The organism is Brucella pseudogrignonensis (assembly GCF_002252525.1).
Classification (GTDB): Bacteria; Pseudomonadota; Alphaproteobacteria; order Rhizobiales; family Rhizobiaceae; genus Brucella; species Brucella pseudogrignonensis.
Genome location: NZ_NNRM01000017.1, coordinates 680,645 through 703,716 on the forward strand (window position 1 = coordinate 680,645; position 23,072 = coordinate 703,716).

Consider the following 23,072-nt stretch of genomic DNA (forward strand, 5'->3'; position numbering starts at 1 on the left):
TTTGGATTAAAGCTGCTCGATGAGGGTCGCAGCACTTGAAGTTGCGGCCTGACCAGCCTGTTCTTCGATGTTGAGGGTCTTGAGCACGCCGTCTTCAACAATTGCCGAATAGCGCTTCGAGCGGATGCCAAGGCCACCAGCGGTCGCATCCAGTTCCAGACCGAGAGCTTTGGTGAACAGGGCCGAACCGTCAGCGAGATAGAGAATCTTGCCTTCGCCGCCTGTGCTCTGTGCCCATGCGCCCATAACGAAAGCGTCATTCACGGCAACGACTGCGATCTGATCAACGCCTTTTGCAAGGATGGTGTCGCGGTTTTCGAGATAGCCAGGCAGGTGGTTAAGACTGCAGGTTGGCGTGAAAGCGCCGGGAACCGCAAACAGAACAACCTTCTTGCCAGCGAAAACTTCGTCGGTCGTCACTTCTTTGACGCCGTCTGCGGTCTTTACCTTGAAGGTTGCTGCGGGCAGCTTGTCACCAACTTTGATCGTCATCGTTTTTCTCCTGAAGGTGAGCTTTTGCCGTTATGGCCCACCTTTATGATGGCTGAATTTCGAGTGCCCATGCTTGAAACATGGCAAAGGCATTTAAGCTGATAATAGCCCATTCCACAATTTCAAATTACTGATCTTGCACGTTAATCCAGCCGGACTTGTCCGGAAACTGCTTTACCATTCTGAACCAGCGTATAGTCGATCAGTGCGCCGTCTGCGGCTTTACCATGTAGCGTTGCTGCGAAGCGCGACTGGTCGCTAGCGCTCTGGCGCTTTGCTTCGGAAAGGCTAAGCTGGTCGCTTCCGACAAACAGTTCAGCAGGTGCTTGTGCATCGGGAAGTGCGATCTCGAAAACCGCTTTGCTATCCTCCCGCTTGGCGGTTTTTATGCCGAATTCAGCCGATGCGGGAGTTGGCAGCCGATCAAAGGCTGTTTCGATGATCGTACGCGCGGCAATGGCTTGGGGCGATTGTGCAGAGGTTAAATTCAATGGAAAATCAAACTGAGCCTGAACGGGAATGCAGATTTTCTCACAAACGCCAAGGAAAACATGTCCTTTCAGGCGTTGCTCGCCGGGCTTTACGTGGAAGGTCAATGGCAATGACACCGAGTGCTTGTAACCGATACCGCCTTCATCCCCAGCGCCAAAATGCACGGGGGCAGGGAAGTCGATCCGCGCAAAAGTGTCACCTTCAATGCTAAGCTGCGGCGGTACGCCTGCATCACCCGGATTGCGCCAATAGGTTTTCCAGCCCGGGTTAAGATCGATCTGCAACGCGCCGCGCACTTCGCCATCTGGCTTTGCATCTTCGATAATAACGCGCACTTTGCCGCCCGGCGTTTCCGACCAGTCAGATGTAGCGGCCTGCGCAGAAAATGCTGCACTCATGAGCAAAGGGAGGACAAGAAACTTCAAAGATCTCATGCGGCGAGATTGGTAGAAAATCATGTTTCTATCAAGGCTGATTTTATGCGTGCAAATTGTAGTTCAGTGTTTCAGCAACAATTGCAGCGCGACACTAGAAAAGATCAGAAAGCCGAGACCAAGATGAAACAGAAACGCGATATTGGATATGATGCGCAGCCTGTCATAATCCGCGAAATTTGAAGCGATTTCATCGGGCGGTGTAGGGTTGTGCCAGAGATATAGCGCAAAACGATAGTTACCGCGTGGCATGGTGAAAAGATAATAGAGATCAGACACATCTCCGATCGCCTTCGTCATTGATGGGCTTTGTCTGATGTAATCGATAAGCGGAGAAAGTCTGACCTGCGCATATATAGAGTAAGCCAGGAAAAATACTGCTGAAACTACAACTATATACATCAACATGCTAGTGATTCTTCTCAATCATTAATTGCATTTCTTCGCGGAGAGGTTGCTTCATTAAGCAACCGGAAATCAAGCCCGTTCGAAACAATAAGGAACTATGCACGATTTTCATTGTCATTTGGCGCAGTCTTGCTACCTTGATAGCTATGACCATTCTCAGGAAGCCAAACCAGGAGCAGGGTTTCTTGAACGGGCAATTCCTGCTCGCCATGCCCGGAATGAACGACGAGCGCTTCGCCCGCGCTGTGGTCTATATCTGTGCGCATTCTGAAGAAGGCGCGATGGGCTTCATTATCAATCAGCTTCAGCCGGTAGGTTTCCCCGATCTGCTTCGCCAGATTGGGGTTATCGACGATGAGGATCTGATCGTTCTTCCCTCGCGTGCGCAGAACATGATCGTGCGCAATGGCGGGCCTGTGGATCGCACGCGCGGCTTTGTGCTCCACACCGATGATTACATGGTGGATTCCACCATGCCTGTTTCAGAAGATGTGTGCCTGACAGCAACGGTCGATATCCTACGCGCTATCTATGGCGGGGGCGGCCCTGCTCAGGCTCTTATGACGCTCGGATATTCGGGCTGGTCTCCTGGGCAGCTTGATATGGAATTTGCCGAAAACGGCTGGCTCGCATGTCCTGCTCCCATGGACATGCTGTTCGACAGCGACATTGCCGGAAAGTACGACCGGCTGATGGCTCGTATGGGCATTGATGTGACCCGGCTCGTTTCCGAAGCAGGTCATGCGTGAATTAGAGCAGTAGAAGCGTAACGCTAGGTGCCTGTTCCCTAAAATCACGCTGCAGCAGAATCCTGCTGCTCTCGGATCAGGCGTGTCGCTTCATCGCGGCTCGACGGTTCGCCGAACATGAAGCTCTGCACATATTCACAACCCATCTGGCGCAGTTGAAGCGCATCGCTTTCGCTATCGACGCCTTCTGTCACGACAGCGAGACCGAGGTCATGGGCCATGCTGACGATAGAGCGCAGAAGTGTGGTTTTCTGCGGTTGGTCGCCTTTAACGAATGAGCGGTCGATCTTGATTATATCGAACGGGAAGCGGGTAAGATAAGCGAGCGACGAATAGCCAGTGCCGAAATCGTCAAGCGACAGTCCAACACCCATAGTTTTCAAGCGCGCCAGCACATGAGCCGATTGCTCGGGATTTTCCATCAGAACGGATTCTGTCAATTCGAGTTTGAGGCTACCCGGATTGAGGTGAATGCGCGAGAGAACCGAGCGCACATCATTGATGAGGTCTTGTCGTATCAATTGCGTGCTCGAAAGATTGACTGACACAAACAGATCGAGCTTGGAAAACTGTTCTTGCCAAGCGAACAGATCTTCTGCCGCACGCTGAATAGCAAACAGACCGAGCTGCACGATCAGACCAGAGCTCTCTGCAATCGGAATGAATTCCGATGGTGGGATCGCACCACGGCGCGGATGCTCCCAACGCATCAGAGCTTCAAAGCCTGCAATTGTTCCTTCGTCCAATCGGACAATTGGCTGATAAACGAGACTGATTTCATCGCGCTCAAGCGCACGGCGCAAATCGGATTCGAGCTGCAACTTGTCGCTGCCAATGGCGCGGAATGCTGGGCGGAACGGTTCGATGCGGTCGCCGCCGAAGCGCTTGGCCTGATGCATCGCAAGTTCTGCATCCTTGACGAAATCTTCGGCTGTTGATGCAGTCTTCGTCCAGGTGATGAGGCCGACTGATGCTGTCAGCACGATTTCGCGTTTTGCATAGGCGATAGGCGCGCGGACTGCCTGACGGAGGGCTTCAGCAAAGGAAGCAATACGCCCCGGGTCGCTTTCAGAGGCAAGGAGGAGGCCAAACTGATCAGAAGACAGGCGCGAAAGCGTATCCTGTGGCTTCATCAGGCGCGACAAGCGGCGAGAAATGGTGAGCAGGATTGTATCGCCTGCTGACATGCCGAGACTGTCATTGACCTGCTTGAAACGGTCAATGTCGATAATAAACACGGTCGGATGCAATCTGCTCTCGCCCCGCGCCATGTTCATCACATTGCTTAGGCGGTCGAGGAAAAGCTCACGATTTGGCAAGCCAGTCAGATTGTCATGCACGGCATCGTGCAGCAGACGTTCTTCGGCTTTTTTCTGCTCAGTCACGTTAATCAATGTGCCGACGCAGCGGACAATCTCACCGTCTGAACCAATCACGGGGCGAGCACGCAGCGCATACCAGTGGTAATGACCATCATTGGCGCGCAAGCGGAAAATCTGTCCAATTCGGCCGCGTCGATTTTCGAGAACGGCATCGAGTGTGGACCGGAAACGGTCGCGATCATCAGCGTGCATGGCCGGCAGCCAGTTACGGACTGGGCCTTGCAGTGAACTTGCTGTGTTGCCGAGATAGTTTGCGATATCTGGCGTTGTGACAACACGGTCACGCGGTACGTCCCAATCCCAGACAATGTCACCTGCACCAATCACAGCAAGTGCCTGGCGTTCCATGTCAGAAAGCAGACCTTGCTGAAGTGCTCCGCCTGAAAAGGCGTGCTGCATGACAGTGAAGCCAATCAGCAATACAATAAGCACAAGACCGCCGCCAAGCGCGGGTTGGATGATGTCATTATCCAGTTTACCCGAAACCGTCATCCATGCGCCGAGGAGCCATATGAGCGTGAGCAACCATGCGGGGATCAGCATCACCGCTCGATCATAGCCTTTGACGGCAAGATAACCGATGATGAAAATGCCTGACGCAACGGTCAATGCCAGCGACATGCGCGCAATACCCGAAGCAATTGGTGGGTCGAAAACCGCAACGCCTGCGAGCGCCAGAAGGCCGAGAACCCATGTAACGGCACCATAGCTGAAATGGTCGTGCCAGCGATTGAGGTTGAGATAGGTGAACAGGAAAATCACCAGAGAGGCGGCAAGGGCTACTTCGGTGCCCGCTCGCCAGACTTGCTCATTTCCGGGCGTTATCTCCATCAGCTTGTTCCAGAAGCCGAAGTCAACGCAGATATAGGCAAGAACTGCCCATGCAAGGGCCGCGGTGGCCGGAAACAGTGAGGTTCCCTTGACGACGAAGAGAATGGTCAGGAACAGGGCCAGAAGACCCGAAATGCCAAGTAGAATGCCGCGATAAAGCGTGTAGGAGTTAACCGCATCCTTGTAGGCTTCTGGCTCCCACAGATAGAGCTGTGGCAGATTATGCGAGGAAAGCTCTGCAACGAAGGTGACAACCGTACCCGGATTGAGCGTGATGCGGAAAACGTCGGCATCGGCACTTGGCTGACGATCAAGCGCAAAGCCTTCACTGGGCGTAATCGATGAAATGCGCGGCGAACCAAGATCCGGCCAGATGACGCCAGAGCCGACCAGACGGAAGTGTGGTGCAACAATCAGGCGGTCGATCTGCTCGTCTGTCGGGTTGGCAATGGAAAACGCGGCCCAGTCACCGGATGCGTTGGAATTTGGATCAGCCTGCACCTCAATGCGGCGAACAATGCCATCAGCACCGGGAGCTGTAGAGACCTGAACGCTTTCGCCCTGATTACGCAGCAGCTCAACAGCGCGCGAAAGATCAAGGGCAGTATCTTCCTTCGAGATTTTTATAGGTTCAACAGCAGATGCCTGAACGACTGAAAAGGTCACAAAGACGATAAGCGCGAGAAACCGCGCAAGAGTTGAAAATAACTTGTCTGTAAGACCGTTCACGAGCGTTCAACCTTGCCATTGATCATGCGTTTGTCGCTTTCTATCAGAGCAAACAGCAGGTGATCCTGCCAGAAGCCGTTTATCTTGAGATAGGAGCGCAACAGTCCTTCTCTCTGAAATCCGGCTTTTTCGAGAAGCCGTATCGAACGAACATTATGGGGAATACAGGCAGCTTCAATTCGGTGCAACCTCAGTTGACCGAATGCAAAGGGGATAACCAGATTGAGTGCCTCGGTCATATAGCCTTTTCCGGCAAATGAAGCGCCGCTCCAATAGCCGACCATGCCATTCTGACCCACGCCGCGCTTGATGTTGCCGAGCGTTATACCGCCGACAATCTGGTGGTCGTTGTTGCGAAAAATAAAAAACGGATAGCCGGTTCCGTCAGACATTTCGTCCTGAACGCGGCGTATCCGATAGCGAAAAGCACTTTTTGTAAGTTCGTCGTCGGCCCAGGTGGGTTCCCATGGGGTGAGAAAAGCCCGGCTTTGCGCCCGCAGGCTGGTCCAGGCGGCAAAATCGCTCATCATCGGTTCGCGTATGTAAACGCGTGGACCGCGAAGAACTGTCGGATTGCTGCGCCGGAATGGCAGGCCGATCATGCGGGTTCCTGTATTGTTATGAGAACAGGGGGTAGGGGAGTGAGGGCGTGCGTTTTAAAAAATGAACAAACAGTATCGCTCTGTTGATTCAAGCAAGCCCACCCTGGTTCCCCCTATTTCCCTTAGACAGCAATCTTCCTTGTATGCGCGCTCGTCGAAAGCGCATCAGTCAGCCGATCAAAGCTCATCAAGCGTCCGACCGGACCAACACCGGCAATTGTCGGCTTGGTGTCGAGGAACAGTCGGCCTGCAAGATCACTCAGACGTTCAGGGGTGATCTGCGACAGGCGGTCCATCAGCTCACTGTTTGCAACCGGACGGCCATAAAGCAGGAACTGACGCGCAAGCTGACCTGCACGGCTGGCAGCACTTTCCTGTGACATCAGCAGGCTAGCACTATACTGCGCACGAGCACGGTTCACTTCTTCGAGCTGAATGGAGTCTGCAGCCTTATGCAGCTCATCAATGATGACGGGCAGAAGCTCGACAAGCTCATCACGACCGGTTGCTGCATGAATGCCGAACAGGCCGGTGTCAGAGAAGCCCCAATGGAACGCATAGACCGAATAACAAAGGCCACGCTTCTCGCGCACTTCCTGGAACAGGCGTGAGGACATGCCGCCGCCCAGAATCATCGACAGAAGCTGAGAGGCGTAGAAGTCGCGTACATGATAGGCGCGACCTTCAAAGCCGATCAGAACTTGCGCATCCATCAGATCACGATCTTCACGGAAGTCGCCGCCAACATAGGTTGCGAGGTCAAGCGTAGGGGCCGTGTTATGGGCACGGAAACCACCCAGGCGCTGTTCCACTTCTTTCACGAACTGATCGTGATCGATGCCGCCAGCTGCGGTCACAACCATGCGGTCGGCGCTGTATTGCTCGTCCATATACTGACGAAGATCAGCGGACGTAAACGACATCACCGTATCCGGCTCGCCCAGAATGGCGCGGCCGATAGGCTGATGACGATAGGCCGTTTCCGTAAACCGGTCGAAAACGATATCGTCAGGCGTATCATGCGCCGCACCGATCTCCTGCATGATAACCTGCTTCTCGCGTTCAAGCTCGGCTTCATCGAACTTCGAGGCGGTCAGGATATCAGCGAGAATATCGATTGCCAGCGGCACGTCATTGCGCAAGACACGCGCGTAATAGGACGTGGTTTCGACGCTCGTAGCTGCGTTTATCTCGCCACCCACATTTTCAATGTCGGAGGCAATTTGCCAGGCCGTGCGCTTTTCCGTCCCTTTGAACGCCATATGTTCAAGGAGGTGGGCTATGCCATGCCGGTCAGGCGCTTCATTTCGAGCACCAGCTTTGACCCAGATACCCAACGCAACACTTTCCACATGCGGCATGTTATCGGTGGCAATTGTCAGGCCGTTGGAAAGACGCGTTACTTCAACACCCATCAGAAAAATGCTCCCATAGTCCCATTCGGGTTCCCGTTCTTATTCTCGCAAAAGGTTTGAATTCATGCCCGAGAATGACGGCGAACGTATTCTTCCACGATTTTCAGGTCGTTGTGAAGAACCGTGAAACTTTCTTTTCGTTCCATAAGGTCCGAAAGCCATGCCGGAAGCGCTGGAGTAACACCGCTTGCAGCCTTTACAGCATCGGGGAATTTGGCCGGATGTGCGGTTGCCAGAACCACCATTGGAGCTGCTTCAGACACATTTTCGCGAGCGACCTTAACCGCAATCGCCGAGTGTGGGTCCAGCAGATAACCGTCGGTTTCCAGAACAGATTGAATGGTTTGCGCCGTTTCTTCAACCGAAGAGCGACCAGCCGAAAACTCGCTGCGGATAGCAGCAAGCGGCTTTTCGGAAATGGTGAAGCCTCCCGATTGCTTCAGGCCTTCCATCAAACCGCGCACCGCCGCCGCATCACGATCATGTGCTTCAAACAGCAGGCGCTCAAAGTTGGACGAAATTTGAATGTCCATCGATGGCGACGTGGTCTGTTCGACGCCGCGCATTTCATAAGCGCCGGTTTGAAGCGTGCGCGAAAGAATGTCGTTGTCATTGGTCGCAATAATGAGGCGCTCGATTGGCAAGCCCATTTTTTTGGCGACATAACCCGCAAAAATATCGCCGAAATTGCCGGTTGGCACGGTAAACGAGATTGCGCGATCTGGCGCGCCAAGGCTCAATGCTGCGGAGAAATAGTAAACCACCTGGGACATGATGCGTCCCCAGTTGATCGAATTTACGCCGGATAGCGAAATGCTGTCGCGGAATTGAAGGTCGTTGAACATGCCTTTGACGAGGTTCTGGCAGTCGTCGAAATTGCCTTCGATGGAAAGGGCATGAACATTCGAGAAGCCCGAGCTGGTCATCTGGCGCTGCTGCACCGGAGACACACGGCCATTCGGGAAGAGAATGAAGATATCGGTGTTATCGCGACCGCCAAAGGCTTCGATAGCCGCACCACCCGTATCGCCGGATGTCGCGCCAACAATGGTCGCGCGCTCGCCGCGTTGGGCAAGAACGTAGTCCATCATGCGCGCAAGGAGCTGCATGGCGACGTCTTTAAAGGCGAGTGTCGGGCCATGAAACAGCTCAAGTACATATTCGTTCGCGCCGGTCTGAACCAATGGGCAGACAGCATCGTGGCGGAAGGAGCTATAAGCTTCGCGTACCATGCGTTCGAAATCGGCCTGAGGAATCTCGCCGCCAGTGAAGGGTGTCAGCACGGCCAATGCGATATCCACATAGGATTTTCCACGAAGATCGCGGATCTGATCGGCGCTGAACTGCGGATATTCCTGTGGGAGATAAAGACCGCCGTCGCGGGCAAGTCCGGCGAGCAAAGCGTCGCTGAACCCCAGAACAGGTGCTTCGCCGCGGGTACTGATATATTTCATCTCAAAGGCCTTCATTTCGGGTCGAGGCAGATTTTTAGCCGTCAATGCAATAGAGCGTCCCTAAAAAAGCCGCAAGAATTAAAGCAACCTTTGAGGGATGGGGTTGCTCTTGGCGACAAAAAACAGGAAAACACCCTCACGCTATGCATTGCGTAGTGGTATAGAACAGGTCGATCAGTGCAGGGAAGCCCGGTTTATGCAGAAAGCATTACAGAATCGTTCATCGTTGTTTCCAGTCTTTGCAACGGTTTTGCTCGCAGCGCTTGCAGGCTGCACCACAAGCGGCACGCAGAAGTCTGCGGATGGCGCGCTTACGGACGCAAGCCAGCCTCGTGTGAAGGAATCGGAGCTTCGCGCCTTTTGCCCATCCGTCACGTTGCGTGACGGTACAGCCTATTTCAACACTTATGAAAAAGGCGGCGATAAAGATGCAAGCCGGGTGATTTATCAGGCTGCTTTGACCGACACCACTCGCAGCTGCCAATATGGCGAAGGGACTATCACCCTTGATGTAGCAGCGGCTGGTAAGGTCGTACCGGGTCCGAAGTACAAGAGCGGAAATGTCACTATGCCGGTGCGCGTTGCCGTGGTTCAGGGCGACAAGGTGATCTACTCCAAGCTCCACAAACAGGCTGTTAGTGTTACCAGCGGTGGCGGTGCTACGCAGTTCGTCTTTAACGACAAGGGAATTACGGTGCCGTCTGAAAGTGCTCGCAGCGTTCAGATTTTTGTGGGCTTCGACGAAGGTCCGTACAACACCAAATAATTTCTCAATTTAGAACGCCGATCTGATCCAGTCACATGGGCGTTCTAAGAATATGCATCGACATTACTGATGCAGCTGGAAACTGATAATCAAAAGAGGCGTTCACCGTGATTGTGAGCGCCTTTTTTAGACTTGAACTTTGAATTAATTGCTAATTATAGTGCTCCGAAAGTTTTAGTACTGTATTATATATTGCTTTTTTGAAAGTTTGATTTTGATCTTTAGCAAGAATATTTGAGCATTATTCATTTACATTATTTGTTTTTATGCGCCATATAAGTATGGCGGCGCAGTTTTAAACTGGATTGTCGATTGTCGATATTGAAACGGCAGGTTTTCTGATGGGACTTCAACGCAGGTCTGTTATTTTGCCTGTTTATATCCTGGTCGTCGTCATGCTGCTGCTTGGCGCAATAATAGGCAAATGGACCGGAGAACGTTTCCAGCTTCTTGAAGAAGAACGCGACATGGACGCGTATATGACCGTGCTCATGTCTCAGGCAAACCGCATTGTTACTTCCGCCCGGAAAACTCTGGAACAAACGAACCGCTCACCTTACCTGGTCTGCTCAGACGACGATAAACGTTATTTGAGAGAACTGCTGTTCAGTGCCTATCATATCAAAGACATCGGTCGTCTTATCAATGATCGCCTTCAGTGCTCGACCTTGTTAAACGACATTGACACCGATGAGGTACGCTCGACTGAAGATGTGCTTTTGGGAGACGGAACTTATGTTTATGGCGACCATCAGCTGCTCACGCCCGGTAGTCATGGGCCTGTCATGGGGCGGGCTGAAGCCAATGTCGTATTAAGTTCGGTTGCTTTTGATGCTCTGCATGTCTCGCAGTATCATTTCGCAGTTTTTCTCGTGAATTCCGATAAAACAAAATCTGCTCGTCTCTACAGCTTTCCGGATGAATTTCCCGGCAATGTCCAGAATAGTTTTGTACCGACGAGGAATAGTCGATTTTTCGGTGTTGGAGACGATATCCTGCGGGAAAACACCTGCGATCCCGTCACGGGTGTTTGTATTGCTCTGGCGACGTCGGAAAGCTGGCATACGCAGTCGGATGGCATTTTGCCTGTCCTGTTCACAGTTCTTGGCACATGCGTAGGAGCAGGGCTCGGTGTCGGTTGGAATTACTATCGCAATCGCGACCGATCATTGGTTTCACTTTTGAAGAAGGCTCTGGCGGCGAATAGTCTGACACTGGTTTATCAACCCGTTGTCTGCATCGGCAGTGGTAGAATTACCGGTTTTGAGGCGCTAATTCGCTGGGAAATAACGAAAGGCGATTTTGTCCCGCCCGATTTGTTTATAGCGCGTGCGGAAACTGCGGGGATTGCTGACAGGATCACTATCTACGTCGTCGATCATATGCTTGCAGAAATGGGTGAACTGCTTCGTGAGCAGCGCGATTTATGTATCAATATCAATATGACGGCAGGCGATGTGCAGAATCCAACCTTCAGGGCAGCACTTGAACAGCGCTTGCTTGCTGCCGACATTGATCCCCATCAGATTGGGCTGGAGCTGACTGAACGCACTGCTGTTGATTTTTCTAAGGCTTCCGAAGGTATCAAGGACCTGCGTGAGCGGGGCCACCGCATCTATATCGACGACTTCGGTACTGGCTATTCCAGTCTTGCCTATCTGGGAGAGTTGCAGGTCGACGCGATCAAGATCGATAAGACTTTCACCCGAACCGTGGGTGACGAGGATGGCAAGGTTTCGATCGTTCCGCAGATCATTTCCATGGCGCATGGACATAATCTCGATATCGTCGTTGAAGGTATCGAAACCGCTGCTCAGGCGGAATATTTTCGCAGCATTAGTGGCGATATTTCAGGGCAGGGATGGTTTTTCGGAAAGCCGGTTGATGCCAAGTTCGCTCAAGCGCTTGTCGTTGGTTCTAAGATCTCCAAAAAACGCGGACAGGCAAAGACGCCTACTTCGAAATAGATATTTAACTATAGGACAAATCTATAAGATTCTAATTAAATTAAACCGCTTGTGTGAAGTGAATAGCAAGAGGTTTGCGCTAGAACAGTATCAACAGAGATGACTGCATCTGGAGTTCGGGCGCAATCATCTTCGACTGAAACTGCAACGAAACAAGAGGATGGGGCGGCTCACAGAAACCGCTCTGGTCTATGCCCATGAAACAGAAATATGAACGCGTGCTTGAACCGACGGATACCTGGGCTATCTTCGATACGATCTCAGGCGAACCTGCTTCACTGGGTGAACGCGTGCTGATCGGATTGAGCGAAAGCGAATCTGAAGAGCTGCTTGCGACACTAAATGCCGCGTCGAAGGGCAAGAGCAAGCGTAGCGCTGCCTGAGCGCTCTAATCATCTGTTTTAACGCGCATCTTGTTCCGAGAACCGTTTCACACTTTTCGGGATGCGCTTTAAGCGGACAGAATTGCTTCATTTCCATGAACTGATGCAGCGAGAATATGCTGCATCAATTGCACCAGCGGCTATAATTCTCCCGAAAATCCATTCCGGAGAAATGGACGAAAATCAGGCATCCGTCCAAATTGACAGTGCTTCGATCACGCCCGGAAGATCCTTGTGGCGGTGAATAACTGTTTCCGCTCCTGCATCAGTCAGCTTGTCTGCATGTCCGGGATAGGTGTGAGCGCCTCCGGTGAAGCCGATGACGCGCATACCCGCAGCGCGCGCGCCATGAATGCCGTGGGCTGAATCTTCAATAACAATTACATCAGCCGGATCGACGCCGAAGTGCTTCGCTGCATGAAGGAAGACGTCTGGTGCAGGCTTTGGCTTCTTGGAGCCAACTTCACGAGACGAGAAGATGTTCGGTTCAAAAAGATCGTAGAGGCCGACGCGCTTCAGCATGAGTTCAAGGCGAGCGCTGGTCGAGTTCGAGCAGATGCACTTTGGAAGGCCAAGAGCTGAAACGACTTCGACGATATCTTCAATCGCTTGAACTTCGTTCTTAAGGCGTTCATCCAGCAGCTTGTCGGCTTTATCGAGCAGGGACGCCGAAAGCGGAATTCCAGCTTCACGCTCAACGGTGAGAAGGATGTCCTGCCATGTAAGGCCTGCGAAACGCTCACCCACTTCTTCCGCTTCAATTGGATAACCGGCTTCAGTGAGAAGGGCGGCATCCACTTGTGCGGCGATGAATTCCGAGTCCACCAATACGCCATCACAGTCAAAAATAATCAGGGACGGAGCCGCCATTTCAAAAAGCCTTTGTGTGGGAGGTGTGGGGGTAATAGCACCCACCGAACTATCGCCGATGAGCTACACCTTTATGACTTAGGCGTCAAACTCGGCGTCTTCAAGGATGAAGGGATATCAGGAACGATATCAATTGCTGACCGTTTTCTCTTGGTCGGAGCGTGATGCGATCTGACAAACATACTTGGCGTGTATCACCGTGAAGCTTGCTTAGGCTCTCCCTGATGCGCTCTCAAAGGAGAATTCGATGCGTAAATCCGTTGTACTGTTTGTTCTGGCAGTTATCGTCGTTCTAACTTTTATTTTTGCTACCCCGTATTATTACCGTGCAACGCCGGAAAACAACGGAAGCGAACCCACTTCCCAAACAAGCCAGTAAACTTAGACCTCGCCTGAAACCTCACGGCGGCGGCGATCTAGTTCTTCACTATAGCGACGCAATGTATGTGCTTCACTCAAAAGCCCCAGCACTTTGCGGTCCTGTGCATTGTTGATGACTGCGAGTGCTTCAGCTTCCGCACGGTCAAAACGCGCAACAGCTTCTTTGGCATTCATCTGTGGAAGCAGGAACTCATCCTGATAGCGCAACAATTCGGAGATACTGCGTGTCTCATCCGTTGTGTCGAAACTCTCGGAATAGGCAGCAGGAACGGGAATCATGCCGACATATCGGCCATCACTATCGACGGCGATGACGCGCTGTGTCGAACCAAGCGGAAAGTCGTGGCGGAATGTTTCGATATCTGTGTCGATCTGCACCGTACGCACGTCATGACGCATCATCCGGGTGACAGTCAGGTTACGTATCCAGCCAATATCGTGTGCGGAACGTATAGCTTCACCGCGCAAGTGGAAACGCCAGGTTGCGAAGGAGTAGCCGAAGGTTTTGCGAACCATCAGAGATGAAGACACGACGGCACCTAGCACAAGCATCGCAATTGGGAAATCGCCAGTCAATTCGAGAGCCAGAAACGTCATCGTCAATGGGCCGCCAACGATGGCGACGGCCATCGAACTCATGCCGATCACAGCGTAGACCTCTGGTTCAAGCGTAAGTGGTAAGACATAGCCGGTCACGGCTGCAAAGAGCTTTCCAGTAAGCGCGCCAAGAAACAGGGACGCGAAGAACAAGCCGCCGCGAAATCCTGAACCGATTGAGATGGCTGAAGCCAGTGACTTGCTGAAAATTAGCAGCAGCAAAACCGGAATGGTTAGATTGGCATTCAGGTCGAGATGCAGGGCGCCATGGCCGGAAGCCAGAACTTGTGGCGAGACGAAAGCGATCATGCCGACAATTGCGCCACCAATGGCTGGAGCGAGAACTGTTGGGACCACGCTTTTGCGTGCGACACGCTCAACTGTTGTCACACCACGCATGATGAGAATGGCGATGCCAGCAGCAAGAAAGCCGAGAACCAGTGCAGGCACATAGTCGCGTGCCGCAATGCTATCCAAAGGTCCGATGTGAATGACAAAAGGCGGACCACCGATGGCTTGTGTGACCAACATGCCGACGATTGCGGCGACCACCACAGGTGCAAGAGTGGCAATCGAGTAAACGCCGATAATGAGTTCAAACGCGTAGAAAGCGCCGGTCAGCGGTGCGTTAAAGGCGCTTGCAATCGCGGCTGCTGCACCACATCCAACTAAAGTACGCAAATCGGCGCGGCGCAATTTCAGTGCACGTCCGATACGCGATGCGAAACCACTGGCGAGCTGCGTATAAGCTGCTTCAAGCCCGACGGACGCACCAAACCCGTTGGAAATAAGGTTCTGCCCGACGAGGATAAAACTGTCCGTCAGCGAAAGATGGCCGCCGTGCAAAGCATTGGCTTCAATGGGGTCAACGATGGGACGTTTACGCCAGCGCGCCAGTACCCATATGACAATGCCCATGAGGATGCCGCCCGCGAGTGGAGCAATGTAAGCGCTGGAACTCAGTTCCGAGGCGGAGCTGAGCCGCTCCCCTTCCGCAAGACCGAACAGAGCTTGGTGCATCCACTGAGAAATTCCGCCAATTGCTGCAACAGCAAGCGCGGAAATCACGCCGATAACCACGCCCGCGATAGCGAGACCAATTTCACTGCCGCGCACAAGCGCGCGCATACGGAAGGGTACGAAAAGAACCCGCAAATACCGGTTGTGGCGCAGCTCGTTGATATTCATGTCAGACACATAGAACAGGTACGCTTATCAGTCTCGGGTTGCAGTCCAAAATATGAAACGGTTTTCGGACAAGCAGCACGTTGAAGCAAATCACTTGAAGGCAATTATAGGCGCAAAACGAATAACCAAGCCTTATTGATTGCGTCATATTGCATTTCTGCACTGCAATTTGTTGACGGCTTTAATATGGCTGGAAGAAAACTGTTTAAGCCATATCGCTCGCAAAAGTGCCGGAAACGCGGGCCTTTACCGTTCAATTAAGAAAAGGTTTACGATTTCAATCACTTGGCGTTAACCGCATATTTACCCTACTCAGTAACCATAAGGACAAGTTTTTAGCGTTCACAGGTAATCGAGTATCCCATGTCCCTAGTACGTCTTGCACATGAGTTGCCTATTGAGGCCCCACGTACCGCTTGGCTCGACTCTATCATCAAGGGTGATTGCGTTGCCGCTCTGGAACGCCTTCCTGATCACTCGGTGGACGTCATTTTCGCCGATCCTCCATACAATCTTCAGCTTGGTGGTGATCTCCATCGCCCTGATCAGACGATGGTCAGCGCCGTTGATGATCATTGGGACCAGTTTGAAAGCTTTCAGGCCTATGATGCTTTCACTCGCGCATGGCTTCTGGCCTGCCGCCGCGTTCTGAAGCCAAATGGCACTATCTGGGTCATCGGTTCTTACCACAACATCTTCCGCGTCGGCACGCAGTTGCAGGATATCGGTTTCTGGCTGCTCAACGATATCGTCTGGCGCAAGACCAATCCGATGCCGAACTTCCGCGGTCGTCGTTTCCAGAACGCGCATGAAACGCTGATCTGGGCTTCGCGAGATGCAAAGGGCAAAGGTTACACCTTCAATTACGACGCCATGAAGGCTGCTAATGACGACGTACAGATGCGCTCTGATTGGCTGTTCCCAATCTGCACGGGCTCAGAACGCCTGAAAGATGAAAACGGCGACAAAGTTCATCCGACGCAAAAGCCGGAAGCACTGCTTGCCCGTATCATGATGGCCTCGAGCAAGCCGGGCGACGTTATTCTTGATCCGTTCTTCGGTTCCGGCACCACGGGTGCTGTTGCAAAGCGCCTCGGTCGCCACTTCGTTGGTATCGAACGGGAGCAGACCTATATCGATGCGGCAACCGCTCGCATTGATGCGGTCGAACCGCTGGGCAAGGCCGAACTGACGGTTATGACCGGCAAGCGTGCAGAGCCGCGGGTGGCCTTCACCTCGATCATGGAAGCAGGTCTCCTACGTCCGGGCACAGTTCTTTCTGATGCACGCCGTCGTCATGCGGCCATCGTTCGTGCTGATGGCACACTGGCTGCGAATGGTGAAGCGGGTTCGATCCATCGCATTGGGGCCAAGGTACAGGGATTTGATGCCTGCAATGGCTGGACATTCTGGCACTATGAAGAGGCAGGTATGCTGAAGCCTATCGATGATCTGCGCAAGGTGATCCGCGATCAGATGGCTGTCGCAGGCGCTTAATCTTGATCCATTTGTTTTTGCGCACATCTTGTTCCGAAAACCGCATCGCACTTTTCGGAATGCGCTCTAACACTCTATATTTGCAGCATATTTAAGGAATTATGCTGTAGAGCTTACTATCGGACGACCTCCAACAAAGTCTGATGAAAAGACCCCCGAAGTGTTTCGCTTCGGGGGTCTTTTTCTGTTTAGGTGTTTTTTGGATCAGAATGAGAGACCGAGGCTTCTCAGATCGTCTGCCAATTTAGGTGCGCCGGTGAAATGCACAGCCTGCCAACCGGCTGCTTTAGCACCTTCCACATTGGCCGGACTGTCATCGATAAAAAGCGTTGCAGCAGGATCAAGATCGAAGCTTGCAACGTGATGCTCGTAAATTTCGCGGTCTGGTTTCAACATACGGATATCGCCTGAGACCGTGACGCCGCGGCTCTCCGTCAGAAACGGAAACCGTCCTTGCGCTTCACGTAATGTGTCGGAAGCGAAGTTCGTGAGCATGGTTACGTCATTGCCCTCAGCAATAAGTCCGCGCAGTATTGCAACACTGTCATCGTAGGAATGGGGCACCATCAGATTCCAGTTTTGGCGAAATGCGCGAATGTGACTGCTCTTTTTTGGGTGCGCTTCAATCAGCAGCGCTTCAGCATCCTGCCAGCTGCGGCCACGATCCTGTTCGATATTCCAAGCGCCTGTGCAGATATTCTCCAGAAACCAGCGGCGCTCTGCCTCGTCAGGGATCACATCGAGATAGGCAAGCTCTGGGTCATAATGCAACAGCACTTTTCCAATATCGAAAACGACGTGTTTGACTTGATTGGTCAACGGTTTTTCCTCCCCCGTTTGAATGCGTCTGGAATAGCGGCAGTAATTGCCTTTTTCATGACAGTTGGCAGTGCTTCGCCTTCAAGTTCGGAAGGCGAAGACCACCAGCCTTCTGTAATATCGTGCTTGGTGACGTTGGCGGCTGAATAGACGGAAAGGCGCAATTCGAAATGTGTGAAGACATGCGTGATGCTCCCTGAAGCGACCCAGTCGCCAGCAAAAGGAGCGGCATCTACCGTTGCGTCGCCATCAATACGTGCCGTCCAGTGACTGCCCGGCACTTCTGTCATGCCAGCAAGCAGACCTTCACCTTTGCGTTTGCGCAACAAAACGGAACCATCATCGGCGATTGCAACGAAAGCAGCGCCCATTCGGATTGGCTTCGACGCTTTAGGGGCTTTGACGGGAAATTCTTCCGGGTCGCGCTTTGTAAGAGCTTCGCAGCCGTCATTGACAGGACAGATCGCGCAAGCTGGGCGACGCGGTGTGCAGATGGTTGCGCCTAAATCCATGACTGCTTGCGCAAAATCACCAGGCCTGTCTGCAGGTGTCAACTCTCCCATAAGGAGGCGGATTTCTGCTTTAGCTGCAGGAAGAGGAGTGTCGATAGCATAGAGACGTGAAATAACACGCTCGACATTGCCGTCCACTACGGCTGCTGGCTGACCAAACGCAATTGCTGCGATCGCCGCAGACGTATAATCGCCAATGCCCGGTAGCTCTTTTAACTCGGCAGCGGTTGTGGGGAAGCTTCCGGCATACTGAGCTGCAACCAGATCTGCGCATTTTTTGAGATTGCGCGCGCGCGAATAATAGCCAAGTCCTGCCCAGGCTCGCAAAATGTCGTCTTCGCTCGCAGCGGCCATAGCCATGACATCCGGCCAGCGTTCGACAAATTTGGTGAAGTAGGATTTGACCGCTTCAACCGTTGTTTGTTGAAGCATGATCTCCGAAAGCCATATCCGGTAAGGGTCAGCCTTGATGCCGCGCGATTGCTCTGATGGTGATACACGCCATGGTAGAATACGATGGTGCCGATCATACCAGTCAAGAATTCGTCCAGTTCTGTGGCTAACGCAGGTATTAAGCATTTTTCCGGTATGATTTAAGTGTCGGGAGAGGTACTCATCTCTGATTAGAGACCTTTGTTTAGAATTGATAGAAATTAATGCGTGGCATCGCCTCACTGAGCTGCCAAGAGAATAGAAATTAAGGAGAGCCCGTGGTTGGTTCTGTCCCGGTTTACGCCATCAATCTTGCTCGCTCTCAGGACAGATGGGACGCCCTGCGAGCAAGCGCTGATGCATTCTCCATTGATATTCGTCGCGTAGAAGCAGTCGAGGGTAAACTCCTTGCTCCAGAAGAGCTTACCGATTTGGACGAGACTAACTTCCGCCGATGGCATGGAAAAATTCCACTCCCTGCTGAAATCGGATGTTATTTCAGCCATATACGTGCGCTTGAAACAATAATCGCTGAAAACGAGCCTTTTGCAGTCATCGTTGAAGATGACGTGGAATTCACACCGGAGTTTCTTCCGTTTTTAGCCGCAGCCCGTAAGTTGGCAGGCTGGGATATTATAAAACTCGTCAATCATCGCACAAATAGCTACCGCAATTTTCACACTTTAGGTGCGGGATTTACGATTGGTCGGTGTATGCATGGACCTTTGGGCAGCTCTGCTGCCTACATCGTTACACTTGAGGGGGCCAAGCGGCTACTTACGGCGATAAAGCCTATGTATCTTCCATATGATGTTGCATTGGAGCGTGGATGGGCGGGCAGTTATGAAATCTTCACGACCAATAAGCCCGTTGTCGCTCTGTCAGAAATACTAATATCTACTATAGCACAAGGTAGACAAGGCTACGCCAAAACGCGTTTACCTGCATACAAACGGCTGACAACGTTGTTGTTTAGAGCAACTGACTATATCAGGCGAATCGCATACGCTCTAAGGCGAAATAGCCTGAAAGAGGTTTAAGTGGCATTTCTAAAAAAATCTTTTCTTCTTCGCCGGCGGGTGGACCATTGGGTTCTAGGCCTTGCATCTGCAGCGATACCCATCCGATTAGGATTGGGCCCAATCATTCTTTTTGTATTTTCATGCATTGGTATCTATCTCAGTTTTGCTCGTCACGCAGCGACCCGTCTATTTGCTAAGAAATTCTACATATTCGTTCTACTTTATGCTGGTTGGTCTTTAGGCCTCATTCTGTTCCGTGGAGAGCCGTTCGCTAACAACCGACAAATTGGCTACACGCTTTTGATCACGGTATTCGCCTTTGCAGGTCCCGGAATGCTGCTGGTTCGGAACCCCCTTCGGGCCTATGTGCTAGGATCGCGTGTCGGTGTCATTATGGCCGTCCTTGCGGTTATTTACCTTGTATTCGCTGAGGGTGGGCGGATTGGTGTTGGTGGCAATGAGGCGGTCTTTGCCTTTGTCGCAGGCGTGGCAGCTATTTCAGCCGCTATTCCAATTGGTAAAACTCATCGCTATCTTCCAAACGGCCCTCATTGGCTGATTTTGGGTTTGGTTTCTGTTCTGGCGTCGGAAACGCGGGCAGTTATTGTTGTGCTGCCGGTTTTTGCCGCGATCGAAGTCATATTATTCCTCAAACGCTTTAGTATTCGACAACAGGGAGCTGCTTATGCAGCCATGGTGGCCGCTCTCGCGGCTCTTGTCGTTGTAGGACCTGTTGGAGATATCATCTCCAAACGTTTTGCGGGAATGGTTGAATACTACGACAGTGGTGATAGCTCGCAATGGAAAGATAAAATTTCGGCAGATATCCGCGAAGTCATGTGGACGAGTGCTGCAAAGGTTATCGAGCAAAATCCGATAGCGGGGGTTGGTGCTTATACGAAAATGGACGTAGTCCGGGCGCAAGCTGGAGAGCAAGCTGCTCTGTTGGAGGGATTTCGCCACGTCCATAACACTGTGCTCGATGAATTGCTGAACGATGGCATCATCGGATTGTTTTTTATGTTTGCGGCGTTCCTGGCGATTTTTGTGCATCTTTGGCGCAACTCCGATAGTTGGGCTATGCGCCGAGCCTTGATTTACTTTGCGGTGGTTTGTGGCAGCTACGGCATGTTGCATAATCCATTGCTGCATGAGGTTACGATCTCGTCGGTGATGTTCTTCCTCGCAGCGCTGAATGCAGCAGCATCACGCCGCATTATGGCTTTGCGCCGCGCTGGCCTTACAAACTACATTTGCAGGAAATGACATCCATGAAAGCAATCGTGACGGGCGCCGCTGGTTTCATCGGCTTTCACACCGCAGCGCGCCTTCTGGATGAGGGATGGCAGGTCATCGGTATCGATAATCTTAATGATTATTATCAGGTTGACCTCAAGGAAACGCGTCTTGCCAAGCTGAATCCACGCGACGGCTTTCGTTTTGCGCAAGCGGATGTTTCCGATGCGGAAGCTTTCAATACAGCAATTGGTGCTGATCGTGATGTCGATGTCATCGTGCATCTCGCAGCCCAGGCTGGTGTTCGCTATTCTATCGAGAACCCGGCAGCCTATGTGTCGGCCAATGTCATGGGGCAGGTGAGCGTTTTTGAAACGGCTCTTAAGCTCGAAAAGCGTCCGCCAGTCGTTTATGCCAGCTCGTCGTCAGTCTATGGTGCTAACGAAAAAATTCCGTTTTCTGAGAGCGATGCGGTTGACCATCCGGTTTCGGTCTATGCCGCTACAAAGCGCTCAGGCGAACTTTTGGCCGTGTCTTACAAGCATGTTCACGGCCTTCATTCGACGGGTTTGCGCTTCTTTACGGTCTATGGCCCGTTCGGACGCCCGGACATGGCGCCATGGCTGTTCACCTCGGCGATCCTCAAGGGCGAGCCGATCCGTGTTTTCAACAATGGTGAAATGCAGCGAGATTTCACATTTGTTGATGACATCGTGAGTGGCGTTTTAGGCGCCGTGAAACGCATCATTGAACAGCCCGAACAAACTGCGCCTGTCTATAACCTCGGCAATAATCGCCCGGTCATGCTCAGCGATTTCATCTCGGAGATTGAAAAAGCATGTGGCAAGCAAGCGATCCGCAAACTTGAACCGATGCCAGCTGCCGACGTTCCGCGCACCTATGCTGATATTACACTTGCTGCGCGCGATCTTGGTTTCAGCCCTAAAACCACGCTCGATGAAGGTATTCCTTTGTTTGTTGAGTGGTTTCGCGGCTATAATGGAACGCGATGAGCGAACGTAAACCCAAAAGAGGCTTCCGCCCTCTGGCAGATATGGCATCTGGTTTGATGGACCCGATGTTGCAGAAGCGTGCGGGTATCAATCTCTCATTGCTGCAATCCTGGGAAGATATTGTCGGCCCGGCAATAGGTGCTTCATCACGCCCGCTGCGCATTATATGGCCGCGGCGCCTGCATGAAGACGATCCATTCAGTCCCGCTACGCTGATTATCGCCTGCGAAGGTTTTTCTGCTTTGCAGATCCAGCACGAAACGGGTGAAATTATCAGTCGTGTGAATGGCTTCCTTGGCTTCTCGGCTATAGGTCGCATAAAGATTGAGCAGAAGCCGCCTGCGCTTGATTTCAGGCGGAAGCCAAAGCGAATGGCTCCTCTGGCGCCTTCAGAAGAACGGCGTATCGATAAGGCAACGGACGGTATTGAGGACGATGCTCTGCGCGCCGCGCTTGCCCGCCTTGGCAAAAATATACTCGCTGAGAAACGCGCCACGAAGAAGTGAGCGGCTTGCCTTAAATTTGATCCAACAGTCGTGCTGAACTTCATTTGATCAAGTGAGGGCTGGTGATTAGTCATCCGCCACCCTAAATTGCTTCTAAACGTCAACATTTAAACAGGACTGGATGATTCGTATGCCTGCAACGCTTAACCGCAGACATGTTATTTCTCTTGCAGGCGCAGCTGCCGCAGGGTTGGCTCTTGCTGGCAATGCAAGCGCTCAGTCCCGCAGCGCCGAAGCCACCATCGATGCCGCCAAAGTCGCAGAGCCTGGCAAGCTCAAGGACATGGTCTATGGTAAGGCCGATGCTCCAGTCACGATCGTCGAATATGCATCGCTGACCTGTTCGCATTGCGCTGATTTTGCAATCAACACTTTCCCGACCATCAAGGAAAAATACATCGATACCGGCAAGGCAAAGCTGATTTTCCGCGAGTTCCCGTTCGATCCACGCGCAACCGCTGCTTTCATGCTCGCTCGCTGCGCACCGGAAGATCGTTACTTCCCGATGGTTGAAGTCTTCTTCAAGCAGCAGCAGCAATGGGCTGGCGCCGCTGATGGCGAAGCTGCACTGCTCCAGATCGCAAAACTTGCAGGTTTTACACAGGAGTCATTCAAGGCTTGCTTGACGAACCAGCAAGTTCTCGATGATGTGAGAGCAACGATGGAACGCGGTTCGACGGAATTTGGTGTGAACGCCACGCCAACTTTCTTCATCAATGGACAGAAATACGCTGGAGCCCTTTCGGTTGACGAGATGTCGGCAATCATTGACAAGCTGCTCTAAGCCGCCTTTCGGCAAGAAAAGCGGACGCTTCGTTGCGTCCGCTTTTTGTGTTTATACGCAAGCGCCGGGCGAAAAAGTGGAAGCCGGTTTTTCGCATAACCGGCGCATTGA

General features: G+C 52.2%; 22 protein-coding genes. 11 read left to right on the forward strand and 11 right to left on the reverse strand.

The annotated features are described in order from the left end of the window. Positions 1–6: 6 nt before the first annotated feature. The 3 genes from CEV34_RS09875 to CEV34_RS09885 all read right to left on the reverse strand — a co-directional run bounded on the left by CEV34_RS09875 (position 7) and on the right by CEV34_RS09885 (position 1,718). Complete coding sequence (locus tag CEV34_RS09875) at positions 7–492, reverse strand: peroxiredoxin (protein WP_007874034.1); 486 nt, start codon at positions 490–492, stop codon at positions 7–9. A 143-nt stretch (positions 493–635) separates the two neighbouring features. Then, the gene (locus CEV34_RS09880; protein ID WP_079212551.1) at positions 636–1,418 is read right to left on the reverse strand and encodes a protein-disulfide reductase DsbD domain-containing protein; all 783 of its coding nucleotides are present in this window, start codon (positions 1,416–1,418) and stop codon (positions 636–638) included. Between the two features lie 63 nt (positions 1,419–1,481). After that, positions 1,482–1,718 (reverse strand): hypothetical protein, encoded by a 237-nt coding sequence (locus CEV34_RS09885; protein ID WP_007874036.1) that lies wholly within the window; start codon positions 1,716–1,718, stop codon positions 1,482–1,484. Positions 1,719–1,972: 254 nt separating this feature from the next. Between CEV34_RS09885 and CEV34_RS09890 the strand changes: the two genes are divergently transcribed. Further along, positions 1,973–2,575, forward strand: coding sequence for a YqgE/AlgH family protein (locus CEV34_RS09890; protein WP_007874038.1), 603 nt, complete (start codon positions 1,973–1,975; stop codon positions 2,573–2,575). A 44-nt stretch (positions 2,576–2,619) separates the two neighbouring features. Here CEV34_RS09890 and CEV34_RS09895 read toward each other — a convergent pair whose 3' ends face one another. The 4 genes from CEV34_RS09895 to thrC form a co-directional block, all read right to left on the reverse strand. Next, complete coding sequence (locus CEV34_RS09895) at positions 2,620–5,517, reverse strand: EAL domain-containing protein (protein ID WP_007874040.1); 2,898 nt, start codon at positions 5,515–5,517, stop codon at positions 2,620–2,622. After that, on the reverse strand, positions 5,514–6,119 hold the full coding sequence (locus CEV34_RS09900; protein WP_007874042.1) for a GNAT family N-acetyltransferase: 606 nt from the start codon (positions 6,117–6,119) through the stop codon (positions 5,514–5,516). Before CEV34_RS09900 ends, CEV34_RS09895 begins: the two co-directional genes overlap by 4 nt. 122 nt (positions 6,120–6,241) lie before the next feature. Further along, positions 6,242–7,534, reverse strand: a complete 1,293-nt coding sequence (locus CEV34_RS09905) for a M16 family metallopeptidase (RefSeq protein WP_007874043.1) — start codon at positions 7,532–7,534, stop codon at positions 6,242–6,244. 62 nt (positions 7,535–7,596) lie between these two features. Beyond that, complete coding sequence (thrC, locus tag CEV34_RS09910; protein ID WP_007874044.1) at positions 7,597–8,988, reverse strand: threonine synthase; 1,392 nt, start codon at positions 8,986–8,988, stop codon at positions 7,597–7,599. A 196-nt stretch (positions 8,989–9,184) separates the two neighbouring features. Here thrC and CEV34_RS09915 point away from each other — a divergent pair, with 196 nt between their 5' ends. From CEV34_RS09915 to CEV34_RS09925, 3 genes are all read left to right on the forward strand, one after another. Continuing rightward, on the forward strand, positions 9,185–9,754 hold the full coding sequence (locus CEV34_RS09915; protein WP_007874049.1) for a hypothetical protein: 570 nt from the start codon (positions 9,185–9,187) through the stop codon (positions 9,752–9,754). Between the two features lie 341 nt (positions 9,755–10,095). Next, positions 10,096–11,721 (forward strand): EAL domain-containing protein, encoded by a 1,626-nt coding sequence (locus CEV34_RS09920; protein WP_039859570.1) that lies wholly within the window; start codon positions 10,096–10,098, stop codon positions 11,719–11,721. A gap of 197 nt (positions 11,722–11,918) precedes the next feature. Then, a complete protein-coding gene (locus CEV34_RS09925) occupies positions 11,919–12,104 on the forward strand; it encodes a hypothetical protein (protein WP_007874053.1) in 186 nt (61 codons plus the stop codon). A gap of 183 nt (positions 12,105–12,287) precedes the next feature. Here the strand turns inward: CEV34_RS09925 and CEV34_RS09930 are convergent, their stop codons facing one another. Further along, on the reverse strand, positions 12,288–12,974 hold the full coding sequence (locus tag CEV34_RS09930; protein ID WP_007874055.1) for an HAD family hydrolase: 687 nt from the start codon (positions 12,972–12,974) through the stop codon (positions 12,288–12,290). Between the two features lie 247 nt (positions 12,975–13,221). Here CEV34_RS09930 and CEV34_RS27535 point away from each other — a divergent pair, with 247 nt between their 5' ends. Next, positions 13,222–13,353, forward strand: a complete 132-nt coding sequence (locus tag CEV34_RS27535) for a hypothetical protein (RefSeq protein WP_256443839.1) — start codon at positions 13,222–13,224, stop codon at positions 13,351–13,353. 2 nt (positions 13,354–13,355) lie between these two features. On the opposite strand, the gene CEV34_RS09935 is transcribed toward CEV34_RS27535, so the two are convergent. Beyond that, the gene (locus CEV34_RS09935; protein ID WP_007874057.1) at positions 13,356–15,140 is read right to left on the reverse strand and encodes a chloride channel protein; all 1,785 of its coding nucleotides are present in this window, start codon (positions 15,138–15,140) and stop codon (positions 13,356–13,358) included. A gap of 363 nt (positions 15,141–15,503) precedes the next feature. Here CEV34_RS09935 and CEV34_RS09940 point away from each other — a divergent pair, with 363 nt between their 5' ends. Then, a complete protein-coding gene (locus tag CEV34_RS09940; protein ID WP_007874058.1) occupies positions 15,504–16,637 on the forward strand; it encodes a site-specific DNA-methyltransferase in 1,134 nt (377 codons plus the stop codon). Between the two features lie 204 nt (positions 16,638–16,841). Here the strand turns inward: CEV34_RS09940 and CEV34_RS09945 are convergent, their stop codons facing one another. Continuing rightward, a complete protein-coding gene (locus CEV34_RS09945) occupies positions 16,842–17,456 on the reverse strand; it encodes an HAD family hydrolase (protein WP_007874059.1) in 615 nt (204 codons plus the stop codon). Next, complete coding sequence (gene mutY, locus CEV34_RS09950) at positions 17,453–18,547, reverse strand: A/G-specific adenine glycosylase (RefSeq protein WP_051063903.1); 1,095 nt, start codon at positions 18,545–18,547, stop codon at positions 17,453–17,455. The genes CEV34_RS09945 and mutY overlap by 4 nt, the downstream gene beginning before the upstream one ends. A 131-nt stretch (positions 18,548–18,678) precedes the next feature. Between mutY and CEV34_RS09955 the strand changes: the two genes are divergently transcribed. The 5 genes from CEV34_RS09955 (at position 18,679) to CEV34_RS09975 (ending at position 22,961) form a co-directional block, all read left to right on the forward strand. Continuing rightward, the gene (locus tag CEV34_RS09955; RefSeq protein ID WP_007874067.1) at positions 18,679–19,440 is read left to right on the forward strand and encodes a glycosyltransferase family 25 protein; all 762 of its coding nucleotides are present in this window, start codon (positions 18,679–18,681) and stop codon (positions 19,438–19,440) included. Then, complete coding sequence (locus tag CEV34_RS09960; RefSeq protein WP_094543538.1) at positions 19,441–20,688, forward strand: O-antigen ligase family protein; 1,248 nt, start codon at positions 19,441–19,443, stop codon at positions 20,686–20,688. Between the two features lie 5 nt (positions 20,689–20,693). Further along, positions 20,694–21,671, forward strand: coding sequence for an SDR family NAD(P)-dependent oxidoreductase (locus CEV34_RS09965; protein ID WP_007874072.1), 978 nt, complete (start codon positions 20,694–20,696; stop codon positions 21,669–21,671). Beyond that, positions 21,668–22,177, forward strand: a complete 510-nt coding sequence (locus CEV34_RS09970; protein WP_007874074.1) for a DUF721 domain-containing protein — start codon at positions 21,668–21,670, stop codon at positions 22,175–22,177. Before CEV34_RS09965 ends, CEV34_RS09970 begins: the two co-directional genes overlap by 4 nt. Positions 22,178–22,307: 130 nt before the next feature. Continuing rightward, positions 22,308–22,961 carry a DsbA family protein gene (locus CEV34_RS09975; protein ID WP_007874076.1) on the forward strand — a complete coding sequence of 218 codons (654 nt, stop codon included), beginning with the start codon at positions 22,308–22,310 and terminating at the stop codon, positions 22,959–22,961. Positions 22,962–23,072: the final 111 nt, after the last annotated feature.